We start from the raw sequence: 15,588 nt of genomic DNA, 5'->3' as shown, positions 1-15,588 counted from the left end.
TTGACTACGTGACTTCAAGCTCTCGTGCTCGACGCCTTCGCTTGGCAGCCGTCCTCCTCATTGTGCAGAGCGTGCTGATGGAACTCTCTGTCTTCGTCGGCCTCATCGCCTTGCTCGCATCTGGCGTGCCCCAGCAATCGGTCATCGACCGCGCTGACATCTTCGCGCTGCCCTACCTGAACGAGAACCTGTACTTGATGATGGCGATGAGCGGTATCTTCGGGACACTGAGGCTCATCGGAGCGATCGGCCTCTGGCGCAATCGCCTGTGGGGACTCGCGTTGTCCGCTATTAACTGTGCGGTCACCATGACCCTCATGCTGTTCATGCTCCCAGCCGGTGTCCTTGACGGGATACTGAGTGGCACGGCGCTCGTGCTGATGCTCGGCGGGTGGCTTGGCGCACGCTCCATCGTCGACGTGGATCTTGCCGAGGACCGCGGCGAGCTGGGCTGAAGTTATCCACAGTGCGGTCATAGGGGTGCGTCCATGGCTACGGTTGAGTCATGGATGAAGATGCCTCGATCGGCTGGCCCAGGTGCCCGAGATGCCTCGTGCTCCTGGACCTGCAATCGCTCCCACGATGTTCTCAGTGCAAGCTGGTGACGCTTTCCTGACCGCTGTTTCGTGGTTGTAGCGAGTACTTTTGGCGTTGTGTCGGTGGCTGCTCTCCTACGCTCCGGGGATGAGCTGCGGGAGCTGGGCTCCGTCGAAACCAATCTCGTGCTGAGCTGTGTGTCCACAGACCCACACTGGTCCCCTTATGGAGCGCTGAACGCGCATGACGCTCTGCTTATCCGCAGGGCACAAGGGGCACGCGGCGACCGGTTCGGTCAGCCAGTTGGCGCCGTCCTTTGTGCGCTCAAGCACGCCCAAGCCGAAGGGCAATACGTGGCTCCCATGCGCACGCAGATCGTTTCCGGCAGCGAAGGCGAAATACAGGACGACAGTGCTTCCGAATGCTACTGCGATCAGAGGCCAGAGGAACGTGCTCGGGAGCTGACTTGCCCCGAAGAAACTCAGGATCGCGATGGTGCCGGAGACTGCTGACACGAGATCAGCCGGCCAGATGCGCCGCTGGTTGCTACGGTCCATATGCATCCGGATGCGCGTATCCCAGCGATCCTCGTCTCTGAGAGTGACATCACGTCCAGCCACGATGTTCGTGCCGCCCTGGTTATGGCTCTGATCGACGGTCGCCGACGGGTATCGCGCCTGGCCGCAGTTCCCGCAGAATGAGTTGTTGGCGGCGTAGTACTCGTGGCACTTCGGGCAGGTGTTTCGATCTGTCAAGGTAGTGCTCCTTGGGTGAAGTGTGATTCACCAGCAGGCTACGAGCAGCCTCCGACATTTCGGCTCCGGCGTTGCCAGCCGCGACTTGCAAGTGCTGTGACGGCTTGGAGGGATGGTGCTGTTCTCGATGACCTGAGACCTCGGGGCATCTACGCACACGACTTGAGAAACCAACACAGAAGCTGAGCATTCTGTTCGAGACCGCCCTCGCAGCGAGTGACGCGACCTTTGGCGACGGTTTTGCTCAGACGAGCGCGTCCCACTCGCCCCATGTGGGCTCGGTCGAATAGAGGTCGTCCAGGAAAATACTGTCTCGTTCAGCGCTCATGAATGACCGAGGGTTGGACTCGATGAAGTTGACCCACCCGGTTCCATCTTCGCGGTTGTTTGTTTCGATTTTCGCGACGTGCCTGTACATCTTCGGAGGCAACTTCGGGTTGTACGGTCCGTACTCGTACACCGTGGCGAGGTGAGCGAACAGACGGCCGTCACCAAGGCCCTTCCACCAAACGTCCGATGCTCGCGCTCCGACCCCGAACGCAGGGCTGAGCTGCTTCACGACAGTGAAGGATGGATGCTCGCCCGGCGTAATGACGATGAAATATGGCACGATGCCTGTCGTCTCATCAACCGGGGGTACCACTGTCAACCGTTCCCCGACCGTTTGATAGCGCCGCCGCGCCTCCTGCTCGTCGATCCACGACAACTCGTCAGTGACGGCATCCTGCCGCCACGTATTGAACTCGCCACAAAATCGCCACTCGATCACGTACTCATCCCCTCCACTGGGTAGTCCTGGCTCGTGCCGTCTTCCTGCACCGCCGTGACGGTGCGGCCATCATCCGACACTACCCACTCGGTGCCTGACACGTCCTTGACCTGGATTTCCTTGTCGTCCGCGAGCTTGAGCAGTTCTGCTGGTGGTGGCCCGTTCTGAACTGGCACCTCCAGAACCTGCTGCCCTTGCAGTGGCTTGCCGATGTACTTATCCGGATCGAGCCCCGCTGCCACAAGGTCAGCGCGATTCGTCGGAGTATCTGCAACAAGAACTCCATCGTTCGCGGTCGCGTATTTAGTCTTGATCTCGTTGAGAAATGACTTCCAAGTCGAGGGTTGCACCTCGGCGAGCTGCGTGTTCTTCCGCTCGACAATCAATCCGCTGGGGTCCCAAGAATCGATGCGGTTGTAGTACGAGGACCCCTTTTGCGTAACATGAAGCTCAGGCACCGGGTATCGGTCATAGTTCTCGAGGTTGAATATGTTGCCGCGGAATGCCGCCCGCACATGCTCGTCGTAGACGTAGTTGCCGTCCGCGTCGCGCATGTTCAGTAGCTGCTCATAGCGGGCAATGCGAGCCTGGTACTCCGGCGATATGCCAGAGTCGGGGTCGATGGTGAAGACCGGCTTCTCCGGTGCCCCGACGGGGACATCCACCGGCTTGCCGTCGGCCTGCGGCTTCCACTCGCCTCCAGTACCCGCATCGTCGAGACTGCCGTCTGGCTTGGGTTGACGGACGTTCCCGTCCGGGTCTCGCAGATCCGGCTTCCCGTCGCCGTCGCCGTCGCCGTCGGGCCCACGCCCGCCGGGATCACGAACGCCGCCGTGTTCGTCCAGCAGTCCACTCGGTGACCCCGGAGTTCGTGCCGGCGCTGAGGCTTCCGGCGAGCGAACGTCAGATGAGGTCGCCGTTGACGTCCATGCATCAGGCTTCCCGCCAGACGGCGCGTCGGGCTTGATCCCGGTCGGCACCCCAGCCAGCTGCCCGTCAGGTCCTTGGAATTCAGGGAGCGACTTCACCCACGCGGCGAACTCGGCGACGCTCGTGTCTGCCTTCGCCAGGGCCGTCGCGAACGGTTCGAGCGCTGCGTTCAACGCGTCGTCGAGCTTCGTGAGGCCGCCGCCGACCGTGAGGAGTCCGTCGGCGAGCACCTGGCCGAGCTTCACCGAAAGGGAAGCCGGGACCCCGGCGTCGGCAGCTGCGGCCGCAGCTTTCGCGGCTACCGACGAGACTTTCTCGCCCAACGCCGTCGCTTTCGCCGCAGCGCCCGCACCGGTCGGGATCAGCACCGTCGCGACGTTGAACGTCAGCGAGCCTGCGGCCTGGGCAGGGTTCGTCTCCCAGCCCTCGGGAGTGCCGACGAAACCTTCCCAGGTCGTCTTCCACGCCTCATCCCCGACAACGGTGGAGAGCCCGTTGTCTGCACCATCCAGCCAGTCATCGTCGACTTTCCCCTGCTGGAGCCCGTCGAGGAGATCGTCGAGGGGTTGCACGACGAGGGCACCAGCCAGCGCGAGCGTGCTCACCCACGACGGACCCCAGACAGAGCCGTCGAAGAAACCGCCAGTCTCTGCGTTGAACCCGAGGACGAGGGTGCCGAGGCCGGTGATCGTCTCGGCCAGGCTCTCCAGGAGGCCCGTCGTGAAGTGGATGCCGTCGGTGTACGCATCTGGGACATCCACGCCCCAGGGGAGTGTGCCGCCCTCTGCTTCGAACTCCGCATAGTCGATTGGTACGTACTCGGGGATCTCCTCGCCCAGCACAGTCTCGACCATCGGCAGCAGCGCGTTGATGCAGGTTGCGACCTTCTCCGCCAGCAGCGTCGCCTGCGTCGTCACGTCCGTCTGCCGTTCTTCGTTCTCGTCCACCCACGGCTGGTACTGGTCCCAGTCGAGATGCACCGATTCCGGCTTGTCGTCAGCGCTCGGTGGCGGGGAGAACTTGCCTTTCGGCTTCGCCTTCTCGTAGATGTTGTAGGGGCTGTCGCCTGGGATCGTGATGCCGTACTCGGTCTTGGTGAGGAAGTTCCACGCCGCGACCTTGAGATCGACGAGCTTCTTCACGATCGGCGCCGCCTCGTCCGCGAACGTCGCCAACGCTCCTTGCGCTGTGCCTGTGTCAGCGCTGACGGCGGACGTCATCGTCTCCACCGGGCCCATCAGGCCCAGCAGCAGGTCGCCTTCCGGTGCGACGTAGTGCGTCGCCATGCTCTGCCACTCCAGCGCTGCGTCCGCACCCGCACCACCAATCGCGGCGCCCGTCGAGCCCAAAGTTGCCGCTTGATCGGCGATCGTGTCCGTGTCGAGCTTCGTGCCCGGAATCGACTCCGGATCCAAGCGCCCGCGCAGATCCACCACGGCTACTCGCCCTCGGGCAGGAAGTAGTCGAAGTCGCCGTCGGACGCGGCGGAGAGCGCTTCGTTCTGCGCGGTCTGCACGCCGTCAGCCATCTCGTAACCAGCGTTGACGTACACGGTCGTGGCTTCCTGGGTGCCCAGGGATGCAGCAGCCAGATGGTTGCCCGCGACGCCACTCTGCTGCAGCTGCGCAGACACGAACGCGTTGATCGCGGTCGCGAGGTCCGCCTGATCGTCACAGGCCCCGGCTAGCGACTCCGCGATGCCCGGGAACAACGAGGCGTTCGTCGAAAGTGTCTCGCTCGGTGCCTGCAGCTTCTGCAAGACGCCCAGCACCCCATCCGGATAGATCCGATACTCCGACACCAACGCCCCCTCGCCTGGACCGATCCCTGCGGTCCAGGAATCAACCTATGAGCGAACGGGCATTCCTACAACGGGGAGAACTCCCCGTCGCCGCCACCGAGCGGCACCACCCAGCCCTCGGACAGTCGAGCGATCCCAGCGAGGAGTAGCTCGGCCCTGCCCGGTTCCCACCCATTCGAATGGATCTCTGTCCACCACGCCGCGCCCGCGCTCTCGGCGCGATCGGCATACCCAGCAGGCAGGAGAGAGCCAAGCGAGGGCCAGGAACCGATCCGCGTGGACTGTACGAATGTCAGCTCGGCTCGCGACGATGGTTGTTGCACGTAGAAGCCCCCGCCGCTCCACAGTGCACCCACCACGATCTCGGGGTCCACGATTCCTGCCGCGGCGATGCAGGCCTGCGTTGACACTGGGTTCACCGTGAGCAGAGCCCAATCACGTCGCGTCATTCCGAGTCCTCCGCCCACGACTGCCAGTCGAGTCTGGCCGCCGCCGACTTCCGCGCATCGCTTGTGTCAGGGGCATCGAACCGCGTCAGGACACGACCTGACCCCACCGTGCCGAAGCGGCTCACAGGCGCAGGTCCATCCGCCGTCGGGGATACAGGCGGAGCCCCCGCTGCGACGCTCACAAGTAGTCGAGGTGCCACGAACACTCCAGCACCGGTCGTCAAGTCAGCACTGCCGCGATCAACGGATCCGAGCGCCTTCACAACCACGCATTGCTGCTCCAGCCGGCGCAGCACACGCTCCGCTTCCCGAGGCAGCGCTTCACCCTCCAGCAACAGATGCGTCTCCTCGAGCATGGCCCCAGTGCCACGCCGCACCGACGTCGTCGCAACGAGTCCCTCACCCTCCACGAACAGTCGGGTCGGCGCGGGCACCCGCGCACGTAGGAACTCCGTCAGTCCGCCGCGGCTCCACCCCGTCAGCGCAGGCTCCGACGTGCCCCAACCGCTCGGCTTCCGGTCAAGCACTCCACCGAGCAGCTCGATCGTGCCCCCGAGCAGCAACGACGACGTCGGCTTGTGACGGATCCGCAGCGAAAAGAGTGTGCGGGGAACACCAGGCTCGGCGTCGCCTGCAAGGGTGATCACCGTCGATGCCTCCGGGCCGCTGAATACATCGTCCAGTGAAGACACAACGACGCCAGTCCCCGCGAACCGCAGCCCTTCGGGATCACGAACAATCCAACGACCACCCGTTCCGCGCATCGCGCGGAGCATGCCAAGCGTCAGAGAGCTTGATGACGGCGTCACCCACGCGACACGTGCGCCGGCTTCCCCCGCGGCGCGCATCAACCCGAGACGCATCGAGCTGGCGTGCAGCACTCGAGCGTCTGACTCGGCGACCACGAAATCCGACCCGACGTGCGAGACAAGTGGATGCTGCACCCGAAGCTTCCCGCCAGCATCTGGCGCCACACCCTGCGGCGGCAGCGCGAACCGACGCGCGGCTGATACGAGCCCCCGGTTGAACTCCGGCGATTTCTGCACCATGCGCACCCCCATGCGAATCAGTGCCAGCGTAAGACCCCGAGTGGCAGCACGTCTGGGGGAGTAGTGCCCGGTGCGCACGCACGGTCCTGCGTACGCTCCGAAAATCCGACGGGTTCACGGAAGTAGGCGGTGGGTATCCGCGCCGGGTCCCACCGCCTCACATGCGTCCGGAGTCGATCTATCCGGGGATGGACGCGCGCGCCGCCGACAGGGCGCGGCGTGCGACGTCGTCGTTCTCGACGAGCGAGTTACGGATTGCGGCGATGACGTCGCGCACCTGCTGTCCCGCCGAGTTCCACTGCTGCTCGAGGTGCGCGTACTCCTCGGAGACGCCATCGGCCTGGTAGTCGGCCATTGCCTGCTTCACATCGGCGTCGCGGCGGTCGAGCGCCGATTCGAGCCGAGAGGCGACCTGCTCGAAGTTCGCCTGCGTCGCTTCCGACGAGCCGATGTTGTAGTCGTTGCGATCCATCTGGTTCGTGAACATGCGTGTCCTCTAAAAGTCTCTGCTGATGGTGTGGCGGCGCTCAGGCCTGCGGGCGGATGCGCGTCAGGAACGATTCGGCGCTGAAGTCCGTCGAACCAGCCGCGGCTTCGTGGGTCGCGGCACCGTCGTCTGCGGCAGCGACGAACGCCTTGTTCTGGCCGCTGATCGAGGTGACAATTCCGGCAAGCGCCGAGTTGAGCGCGTTCGAGATGTCGTCGGTCTTCGCCTTGAAGTTGTTGAAGCTCGCCTTGGCGGGGCCGTTGAAGGTGGAGGCGAGCGGCTCGGCCGCGTCGAAGAGCTGCTTCACGAGCTCGCCGAGGTCGTCCGATTCCGTCTGCGACTTGTGGCCGAGCGTGACCAGGGTCTGGTCTTCCATTGCGAACTTCATGCTTCCCCCTTGTACACCCCAGCGGTGCGCTTCCAAATTGTGAATCGCCAGTCCAGCACGTGGGACCCAGTGGGGTCCAGTGAAACGACGGGGAGTTCTCCCCACGCCGTGATGGGCCGCTGGTCTCCAAGCGGACTTTGGTTGGCATCGCCAACCATCCGGGTGGCTGCCCCGACCACTATTTGATCAGTGGCATATGCCAACTCAGTGGCATATGCCACCTGAGGGCGACAGCGTGCGCTCGGTGCGATTGCAAGGGGTGAGTGTCCGCGCAGAGCCCGGCGTGCAACTGGGCTGGGTCCTACTCGTGCACCGTGACGCTATGCAGTAGGTCGTCCTGTAATACGGCATAGCGGGGGTCGGACCGATCTCTCGGATGACGTGGTCTTGAATGCCGAGGAATCACTTATGCGAGGAAACGTCAGAATGCTCACGGGCTCCTGCTCTGTGGTAAGTCCGCGATTCCCTATTTTTGGGCTGGTTGGCGCGGCCCTGTTAGCCGAACGAACTCTTGACAGAACCGATCAGCTAGTTCATAGTCACTCGGCGAGGGCTTCCACAGCTCACTCGTTCCATGCGGTTACCCGGCAACGATCCGTTGCCAGCCGCTCGAACGAGGGAGAACAACATGGTTACATGCCTGCGTATAGCAGCAGATGTCGATGAGCCAATCGAGCTCATCGACATCGAGTCGGACGATGAGTATCGCCGGCTCGTCGACGGATGGACCGAAGCCGTGGATGTCCCTGCATTGGGGATCAGCATCTACGTCAACGAAGAGGGGCTCGTTCGTCGCCTGCCGTTCAATGCTCGCGCCTCCGCAATCTGGTGGGCGAATTGCGAACGGCTACCCGATGCCATGTTGGTCGGAGATGCTGTTGTGGTCGGGTACCCCGACGATGACGGCAAAGCCACGGATGTGCCCGCTGAGACCGTCGCGCTCCTGACACAACCTCGGGAGTATGCGGTCATGATCCGGTTAGGTTCTGAGAGCGAGCGGATTGGATCCGGCAGTCGTTTCAACGCTGTCCTACTGCCGTTCGTCGCGGGAAACCCGAACTGGCTCTTGAGTAGCGCCCGCTACGAGGACTACTTCTCGGCGGCTTTGTGGTCGGTAGCGCTATCGGAGCATCGCTGTGATGTGGGCGCGACCAAGGTTGTTCCGTCCGCGCAACTCCCCGGTCACCTCGCCGAGAAGTGGCAGCCGCAGGCATAAGTCAGGCGGCAGTCAACGCAGGCGGTAGTCACCTTTGGTGAAGAGCACTGATCTTCATGGGTGGCTACCGCCTTTTCTAATGCCAAAAATGACGCGCTCCTGGTTGGCAGGCTTAGTCCGGCTGTGTTCACTGACGCCGCACCGAACGGCATGCAGGTGCACTAGCTGTCGTTTCGATCGATTCGGTTTGGTGGGCCTGCACCTCAGTGGGCCAAGGAGCGCTCGTACCAGGCGAGATCGCCTCGATCGAGGCCTGTCTCGCTTTCCGGCGGCTCGTATCCTGATGCGAGTAGCTTGCTGATGTCGAACGTGTGATGAACCCCCAGGAGGTTGACCGCGTTCCGAAGAAAAGCGTTCTCGTCCAGACTGGACTGCGCACTGCTGAGCGAGAGCGACCCTGCAGGCGAGACACTAGGGTCAGCGGTTTCGGCCCACTTCGTGAGTACACGGGCAGACGTTGGAACCTTCGTGGACGCGTTGTACGCGCCAGGTGCAATGTCCGGGTGCGTTGCCAGCCACGCGACTACCTCGCCAAGCTCTCGAACATGGATGGTCGAGTGGAGCGCAATCCCTTCGTCAATGTGCGAACCTAGAGCCTTGATCAGTCTTGCAATCGTTGGTAGGACCCACTTGTCGCCTGCACCCACCACAAGGTGGGGACGCACGACGATGCCACCGGCGTCTAGGACGAGCTGCTCAGCTTGTGCGCGCGTTTGGCTCAATACCGAAGCAGGTGCGATCGCGAGGCTGCGTTCGTTGCGTTCGTGGAACGGGCCGCGTCCGTATACAGCCGCTGTACTGACGTAGACGAAGCGGTGAACCTGCGCGGTTCTGGCCGCGGCCAGAAGATTCTGTGTACCGATTACGTTCACTTCAAGTGCGGTGCTCACATCGCTTCCGACGTAGGAGGCTGCATGTACGACTGTCAGAGGGCGGCCAAGCGTGGCCAGTACCGATGAAGGCTCGCGCAAATCGAATCCTGTTGGGCTTTCATCCGGGTGACGCCGCACGTGTTGGGCTACGGTGATTCCTGTCCGCTCTCCAAGCGACTCACTCACCCGACGGCCTATAAAACCGTTGGCACCGACAACTGCAATCTCAGAGCGCATGTTGTTCTCACATCCCTCATTTTGTCCGTGAGTCCGCACGATGCGGACAGAAGTGGAGCATCATGCCTCGTCAAGATCGGGCTGTGCAGACCAGAGCCAGGATCCTGCAGGCCGCTGCAACGCTCATTCAGGAGTCCGGTTACTCGGACATGAGCCTTTCGCGCGTGAGCGATCATGCCGGCGTAACAAAGGGCGCCTTGTACTTTCATTTTGCCTCCAAAGAGGCACTCGCGCTAGCTCTTATCGCGCAGCAGCATGAAACAGTTCGGTTGGATGCCGTAACGATCTTCGCTTCATCGGCCAACCCCCTCGTAAAAATGATGCGTCTCTGTGAAGACCTTTCTCGCAAACTGATGACGGATCCCATCGTTCGCGCCGGCATTCAGCTCACTACCGATTCAAGAACGGTGGGCACCCCCGTCCGCAAGCCATACGAAGATTGGATCCGTACGTTCAGCGTTCTTGCGGAACAGGCGGTTAAAGAGGGTTTCTTCACCAGGTCGACAGATCCAGTGTTGCTAGCCAATCTCATTATCCCCTGCTATACCGGCATCCAGCTCGTATCCGAGGCGTTCAGCGAGCGGAAAGATCTCCTGGAGCGCATGACGGGCTTTTGGGAATTGGTTATTCGAGCAACAGTGCCCCCGGAGCAGGTTGAGCGCCGCCTTTTACAGATGAAGGAAATTTTCGAGACACCTGTGTAGGCCCGAACACCCGGAGCGTTGCCGTGGCGCGAACGCATACGGCGGGTCCCTGCGTAATCAGAAACAAGTTCTCAGAGTGCGGGCTGGCGTGAACCGTTGCTGACGGTGAGTGTTCTACGACCCGCGTGAATGTGGCCTCGAATCGCTGAAGATCAACGTGCGGATTTGCGTGCTGGATGCAAGCGTGCTGACGTATGGCTTCGATGAGCGCGACCCCTGGTACATGGTCGAGAGCGTGATCGAAAAAGTACGGCTGGTCTAGGTCCGCCTGAATCGAGTGGATGGCGGGGTCGGACGTTCTGCCGATCATGACGTCGGAGGCGTGTTGCCTGCCAACGTCACTTGCTGGCAGTTTCTCCAACCGTTGAGTCTTCCCGAGACTATCGCCCAGACCCTGACGTCTGATCCGAGCGTATGTCGAAGCGCTACAAATGCGCGCCACGCCATACCCTTCCGCTATCAACTGGCCTTCACGAGTTCGAATCGCAACTTCTACTTTGCCGCCACGAAGATCGGTACCTGACCAACGTGCATCAACAAGAGAAACAAAACCCACAAGCTCCACGGCGGCGGCTCTTCGCACCACGCTCGGCTGCACGCCGTGAATCTGAAAGCCAAAGCCGGTCATCATGAACTTGTGCTCGAGTGGCACCCGGTAGCCCTCGTGCAGCGTCAGCACTGTCAGCTGCCGGATGGTCTCGGCAATGAGCGCTGAATCGAACCGCTCGGGGCCGTAGAAGGAATGTCGACGCGGCCACTGTATGCCCGCAACGAAGGTCCCTTTAGATGTGTCGGAGAACGAAGTAGGGAGCACCTCTGAGGTGGACGCGCGATGTACCAGCTCCCGATTCACGGGCGAACTGAAAGCGACTTCTCGTTCATGAGGGTTCACGATCAGCTCCAGTGGGATCGTACCGACCGAAATCAGCCGGTTAGCAGGTTTGGTTTGGTCAGGCTACATGATCAGTGAGAGCACGGGCGTGAGGGGCGGGCTACTTCCGAAGTGTCGGGGTGCGCTTGTCATGCTGAGTCGACGGGCGACGCCGAGGGGGCCCCAGCACCCTCTTCCGGAGTCATCAATTTGCTCTGCCAGAGGGACCTCGTCTGGTGGGGACCGGATCCTACTGAGGACGGATGCACTGGCTGTCGGACACCATGCAGATCCTCGCAGCAGCTCGCTACCAGTCGTTGCAAGATCCGCGCAGTTCAGGCGAGCGACGACCAGCGTTGACAGACTTCACGATCCGGCAGGGAGGTCATCTCGCTCGCTTCTTGCCACCTACCTCACCACACCCCCTAGGGCCAGTCGGGCTCTAGGAAGCGGTCTAATCCTGGCCAAGAAAATAGTGCTTGCGAAACAAACCTGCCGAGAGGTATGTTTCACCGACGGTCTGCTGTGGGGGGCGGCCCGCGGGCCAGAGGCTCCACCCTCCGCCAAAATGACACCGCTAGGGCAAAGGAGTTCAGGCTTGAGAGTGAACAGTTTCGATGAATGGTCACAGCTACGAGAAGTCGTGCTTGGATCTGCACTCAACTACACGTCGCACGAGCGAGAGATTTCGTTCGACCTCTTCTTCCACGACAATATTCAACGATCGGAGTGGGTCTACCCCCGCCTGGCGAATCCTGGGGGCCGACTCAACGCACGGACGTCGATCAATCAGAAATACGTGGATGAGCTAAACGAGGATCTGCAGGGCATGGAGGACGCTCTCGTGGGGTTGGGCGTAAAAGTTCTCAGGCCGATGGATCTTTCGGCCGAAACCGCAGACGTTCAAACACTTGATTGGAGTGCCTCGGTCGTGCCTCCACTCAACGTTCGCGACAACACGATAGTTCTAGGAAACGAAATTCTCGAAACTGCGCCCATGGTGCGGAGTCGATACTTCGAAACGCGATTTATGCAGAAGATTTTCATGGACTACTTCCGTGACGGTTCCGGCTGGGCGACGATGCCTCGTCCAATCATGACGGACAAAAGCTTTGACCCCTCTTATGCTGAGAGCTCTTTGGGCGGACCTACCGAACCGGTTCTAAACCCTACTGACTCACCATACGACGTTGGATATGAGATCATGATCGACGGAGCTCAGTGCCTGAAACTCGGCGCGGATGTTCTAGTCAATGTGTCCACAGCAAATCATCAACTCGGACTCGACTGGTTGCAACGTCACTACGAGGGCAGGTTCCGTTTCCACAGAGTCGACGGGCTCAGCGACAGCCACATTGACAGCATGGTGCTGGCACTCAAGCCGGGACTACTGCTAGTCCGGAACTCTGGGGTACTGGATTACCTGCCCGACAAACTGAAAAAATGGGACTACATTGTCCCACCGGCACCGTCTACAAACAATTTTCCCACATATGACCGCGAGGATCTAATCCTCACTAGTCCTTACATTGACCTCAACGTACTCTCGGTGAACGAGGATACCGTCATGGTGAATGAGGCTTGTCCAGAACTCGTATCTGAGCTAGAGCGACAAAAGTTCACAGTAGTGCCGGTCAAGCACCGTCACAGGCGTCTGTTCGGCGGCGGGTTCCACTGCTTTACGCTGGACACGGTGCGTGACGGTGGCCTCGAGAACTATCTTGACTAGATCGATGTCAAGAAGTCCAGTTCGGCGTCCTCTTCTCCGCAAAAGCTCGCGGGCCTTCAGCGGCATCGCTACTCCTACGTCGCGCTTCTTCCTCGGAGAAGGACTCAGTGAATGCAGCGGGCAGTGCAATATCAAGGGAAGACCACATTGCTTGTTTAGTAGCACGGAGTGCAACGGGCGAAACTCTGGAAAGTTCACGAACCCAACGTTCGACCGCGCCATTGAGTTCCAAGGTCGGCACGACTTCATTTACCAGGCCCCATTGGAAAGCTTCAGGGGCCCCGAACGTCCGTCCTGTCAAGAGATAACCCGCAGCTATGCGGGGAGGTATCTGACGAGGCAGTCTGAAGACTCCGCCGGCACCTGCCACAAGACCACGACTGACTTCGGGCAGCCCAAACACCGCATCGTCAGACGCAATAAGAATATCGCAGGCCATTGCGAGCTCGAGTCCACCTCCGAGCGCGTAGCCTCGTACCTTGGCGATGATGGGTTTCGTAATATCGAAGCGATCCGTCAAACGAGGCGAGCCTGGTCTTCCTTCGCTACCGAAGGTCGAGGCAAGGCCATTGTCTGCGGGTCTATGACTCGCCATCTCCTTGAGGTCGGCGCCAACGCTGAAGGAGCGCTCTCCCTCACCCGTCAGCACGGCGAGCGAGAGCTCCGGATCCGTTTGAAAATTCGTCCAAGCGGAATTCAGCTCGACGTGCATTGCATCGTTCATAGCGTTGAGAACTTCCGGTCGGCTGAGCGTCACGTACAGAACTCGGCCGACTCGTTCACAGCGGATAAACTTGAACTCCTTGCCATCTACCATTCTCAAAGAGTACCGCATGATGGGTAGGGAACGTGGCGGATTGCGTGCCGAATCCGGTATCGCGACCGTCAATTCTGTAGGAACAAGCGTGCCGCCGTACAGCTTCGACCAACAAGAAGTGCTTCGAATTCTAGGGATAGAGGACGATAAAAGGCGAGCCCTCTTTCTCAGGGGTGGTATTGAAAAGCGGCACTTGGTTCTTCCTTCTCGTGAGGGTGCTGGTGGCGCTAAGGTCGAGAGTCAGGGGGAACTGCTCAAGAAGCACGCGGAATGGAGTTTGAAACTTGCTTCGAAAGCTCTACTAGACGCACTGAGCGCAGTTGGTCGCATGCCGAGCGACGTTGAGTACCTGTGTTGCGTCACTAGCACAGGATTCATGACTCCGGGGATATCTGCACGGCTAATACACTCGCTATCCATGAACGAAAAATGCGCTCGTCTCGATGTAGTCGGTATGGGCTGCAACGCGGGGCTGAACGCGTTGCAAGCAGTGAGCAACTGGGCCAGCCTGAATCCTGATGGACTCGCCGTGGTCCTGTGTGTTGAGGTTTGCTCTGCTGCGTATATCCACGACGGAACAATGAGATCTGCTGTAGTAAATTCCCTATTTGGCGACGGAGCAGCGGCAGCCGTCGTGACTAAGACCGCGTTGCCGGGCGCAAAGACCTCGATCAAGCTTAAAAAATTCAGTAGTCACATCGACGCTACCGCCCTGGACGCCATGCGGTATGACTGGAACTCCGAGCAGAGTGTTTTTAGCTTCTATCTTGACCCCATGGTCCCGTATGTTGTTGGTGCAAATATGGAATCGGCCCTGGGCGGACTTTTGCACGACGCCGACATGACTAGTCGCGACATTGATCACTGGATTATTCACTCTGGCGGTAAGAAGGTAATTGATGCCACCCGGGTCAATTTGAGTCTTAGTCGCTACCAGCTCCGCCACACGGTCGGGGTACTGCGAGACTTCGGGAACTTGTCCAGCGGTTCTTTCTTGTTCTCGCTTTCGAGACTTATACAAGAGGACAGTCTCCGTCCCATGGATTCGTTGGCACTCGTGACCATGGGGCCCGGCGCAACTATAGAAACAGCACTAGCGGAAGTGGATTGATGCTCGAATTGGACGGATCGCCAGTGGGAACCTTCAATCCTGGCACGGACACAACATTAAGCCAGCTCGGCGCTGACCTGCGAGATTTTGTGCGATCGCGCCCTGAGGAATGGATAGAAATTGATCTGCGCGACTTATCGGTTTCGGTGAACGACACGGACCTTGACGTGCGATCTGTGGGCCGTTGGGAAAAAGCCCTACGAACACTCGAATCAGCTAGGCCTGTATCGATCGCTGTTGTCTCCGCCACTAGCTCTCACATTGCATGGGAAATAGCACTTGCATGCGACTTTCGTGTGGTTGATGATGAGCCGGAAATCCCTTGGTCTGGCCTTAGTGCGGCACCGCCAGGAATGTGGTTATACCGGCTGATTCGACTCGTTGGACGCGCAAATACTAGACGCATTCTTTATGCTAAGAGTTTCCCTCAACTGGGTTGGGCAAAGTGTGTTGGACTAGTAGATGAAGTCAGCCCAGAGGTGAATGAGGCCACCGCATCATTCAGAACCAAGGGCACCGACAGTGTCGCTTTTAAGCTCAGGTCACAGTTGATGACGGAAGCTGATGAGGTGTCCTATGAACAGGCGCTTGGCGTACATCTTGCTGCCGTGGATCGGACCCTGCGTCAGAATTCTCCAAGGACTCATGATGTCTAGGTCGACCAATCGCGGCTATGTCGCGTCCGCGAGCGACACTAATTCACTAGCCGAAGACAGCAGAGCGCGACGAATAGTTACCAACGCCACCGAGATGTACCTCCGTGCTGTGGCAGTTCGACCAGCGAAACGTCTCTCGCAGGTCGTGTGGAACGTAGTTGAACTGTACCCTGATGAATTTCGCGTGGCTGAAGGCTCGACAGACAGTTC

The 15,588-nt window shown here is 60.1% G+C and carries 15 protein-coding genes; 5 read left to right on the top strand and 10 right to left on the bottom strand.

From position 1 onward, the window contains the following. Positions 1-8 precede the first annotated feature (8 nt). A complete protein-coding gene (locus tag C5B85_RS08990; RefSeq protein WP_181064360.1) occupies positions 9-455 on the top strand; it encodes a hypothetical protein in 447 nt (148 codons plus the stop codon). A gap of 216 nt (positions 456-671) precedes the next feature. Here the strand turns inward: C5B85_RS08990 and C5B85_RS08985 are convergent, their stop codons facing one another. From C5B85_RS08985 to C5B85_RS08950, 7 genes are all read right to left on the bottom strand, one after another. Further along, the gene (locus C5B85_RS08985) at positions 672-1,292 is read right to left on the bottom strand and encodes a zinc ribbon domain-containing protein (protein ID WP_146077909.1); all 621 of its coding nucleotides are present in this window, start codon (positions 1,290-1,292) and stop codon (positions 672-674) included. Positions 1,293-1,536: 244 nt separating this feature from the next. Then, positions 1,537-2,061, bottom strand: coding sequence for a hypothetical protein (locus C5B85_RS08980; protein ID WP_104285685.1), 525 nt, complete (start codon positions 2,059-2,061; stop codon positions 1,537-1,539). Beyond that, on the bottom strand, positions 2,058-4,427 hold the full coding sequence (locus C5B85_RS08975) for a hypothetical protein (RefSeq protein ID WP_146077908.1): 2,370 nt from the start codon (positions 4,425-4,427) through the stop codon (positions 2,058-2,060). Before C5B85_RS08975 ends, C5B85_RS08980 begins: the two co-directional genes overlap by 4 nt. A gap of 2 nt (positions 4,428-4,429) precedes the next feature. Continuing rightward, positions 4,430-4,792 carry a DUF6507 family protein gene (locus C5B85_RS08970; RefSeq protein ID WP_146077907.1) on the bottom strand — a complete coding sequence of 121 codons (363 nt, stop codon included), beginning with the start codon at positions 4,790-4,792 and terminating at the stop codon, positions 4,430-4,432. Positions 4,793-5,237: 445 nt separating this feature from the next. Next, entirely contained in the window at positions 5,238-6,290 is a 1,053-nt protein-coding gene (locus C5B85_RS08960; RefSeq protein WP_146077906.1) for a DUF6177 family protein, read from the bottom strand. A 178-nt stretch (positions 6,291-6,468) separates the two neighbouring features. Further along, complete coding sequence (locus tag C5B85_RS08955; RefSeq protein ID WP_104285680.1) at positions 6,469-6,777, bottom strand: hypothetical protein; 309 nt, start codon at positions 6,775-6,777, stop codon at positions 6,469-6,471. Positions 6,778-6,817: 40 nt separating this feature from the next. Next, positions 6,818-7,165, bottom strand: a complete 348-nt coding sequence (locus tag C5B85_RS08950; protein WP_104285679.1) for a hypothetical protein — start codon at positions 7,163-7,165, stop codon at positions 6,818-6,820. A 628-nt stretch (positions 7,166-7,793) separates the two neighbouring features. On the opposite strand from C5B85_RS08950, the gene C5B85_RS08945 reads away from it, so the two are divergent. Then, entirely contained in the window at positions 7,794-8,381 is a 588-nt protein-coding gene (locus C5B85_RS08945; protein ID WP_181064359.1) for a DUF3846 domain-containing protein, read from the top strand. A 203-nt stretch (positions 8,382-8,584) separates the two neighbouring features. Here the strand turns inward: C5B85_RS08945 and C5B85_RS08940 are convergent, their stop codons facing one another. Beyond that, positions 8,585-9,490, bottom strand: coding sequence for an NAD(P)-dependent oxidoreductase (locus tag C5B85_RS08940; RefSeq protein WP_104285677.1), 906 nt, complete (start codon positions 9,488-9,490; stop codon positions 8,585-8,587). Between the two features lie 62 nt (positions 9,491-9,552). Between C5B85_RS08940 and C5B85_RS08935 the strand changes: the two genes are divergently transcribed. Continuing rightward, a complete protein-coding gene (locus tag C5B85_RS08935; RefSeq protein ID WP_104285676.1) occupies positions 9,553-10,194 on the top strand; it encodes a ScbR family autoregulator-binding transcription factor in 642 nt (213 codons plus the stop codon). Here C5B85_RS08935 and C5B85_RS19780 read toward each other — a convergent pair. After that, a complete protein-coding gene (locus C5B85_RS19780) occupies positions 10,115-11,047 on the bottom strand; it encodes a ScbA/BarX family gamma-butyrolactone biosynthesis protein (RefSeq protein WP_146077905.1) in 933 nt (310 codons plus the stop codon). The genes C5B85_RS08935 and C5B85_RS19780 overlap by 80 nt on opposite strands. A 616-nt stretch (positions 11,048-11,663) precedes the next feature. On the opposite strand from C5B85_RS19780, the gene C5B85_RS08925 reads away from it, so the two are divergent. After that, the gene (locus C5B85_RS08925; RefSeq protein WP_104285674.1) at positions 11,664-12,794 is read left to right on the top strand and encodes a glycine amidinotransferase; all 1,131 of its coding nucleotides are present in this window, start codon (positions 11,664-11,666) and stop codon (positions 12,792-12,794) included. Positions 12,795-12,801: 7 nt separating this feature from the next. Here the strand turns inward: C5B85_RS08925 and C5B85_RS08920 are convergent, their stop codons facing one another. Beyond that, positions 12,802-13,611, bottom strand: coding sequence for an enoyl-CoA hydratase-related protein (locus C5B85_RS08920; RefSeq protein WP_104285783.1), 810 nt, complete (start codon positions 13,609-13,611; stop codon positions 12,802-12,804). Here C5B85_RS08920 and dpgA point away from each other — a divergent pair. Beyond that, positions 13,598-14,722 carry a 3,5-dihydroxyphenylacetyl-CoA synthase DpgA gene (gene dpgA / locus C5B85_RS08915; protein ID WP_219819382.1) on the top strand — a complete coding sequence of 375 codons (1,125 nt, stop codon included), beginning with the start codon at positions 13,598-13,600 and terminating at the stop codon, positions 14,720-14,722. The genes C5B85_RS08920 and dpgA overlap by 14 nt on opposite strands. The last annotated feature ends 866 nt before the right edge of the window (positions 14,723-15,588 follow it).

The organism is Pseudoclavibacter sp. AY1F1 (genome assembly GCF_002931075.1).
Lineage (GTDB): Bacteria > Actinomycetota > Actinomycetes > Actinomycetales > Microbacteriaceae > Pseudoclavibacter.
This window is presented reverse-complemented; position numbering and strand designations above follow the sequence as displayed.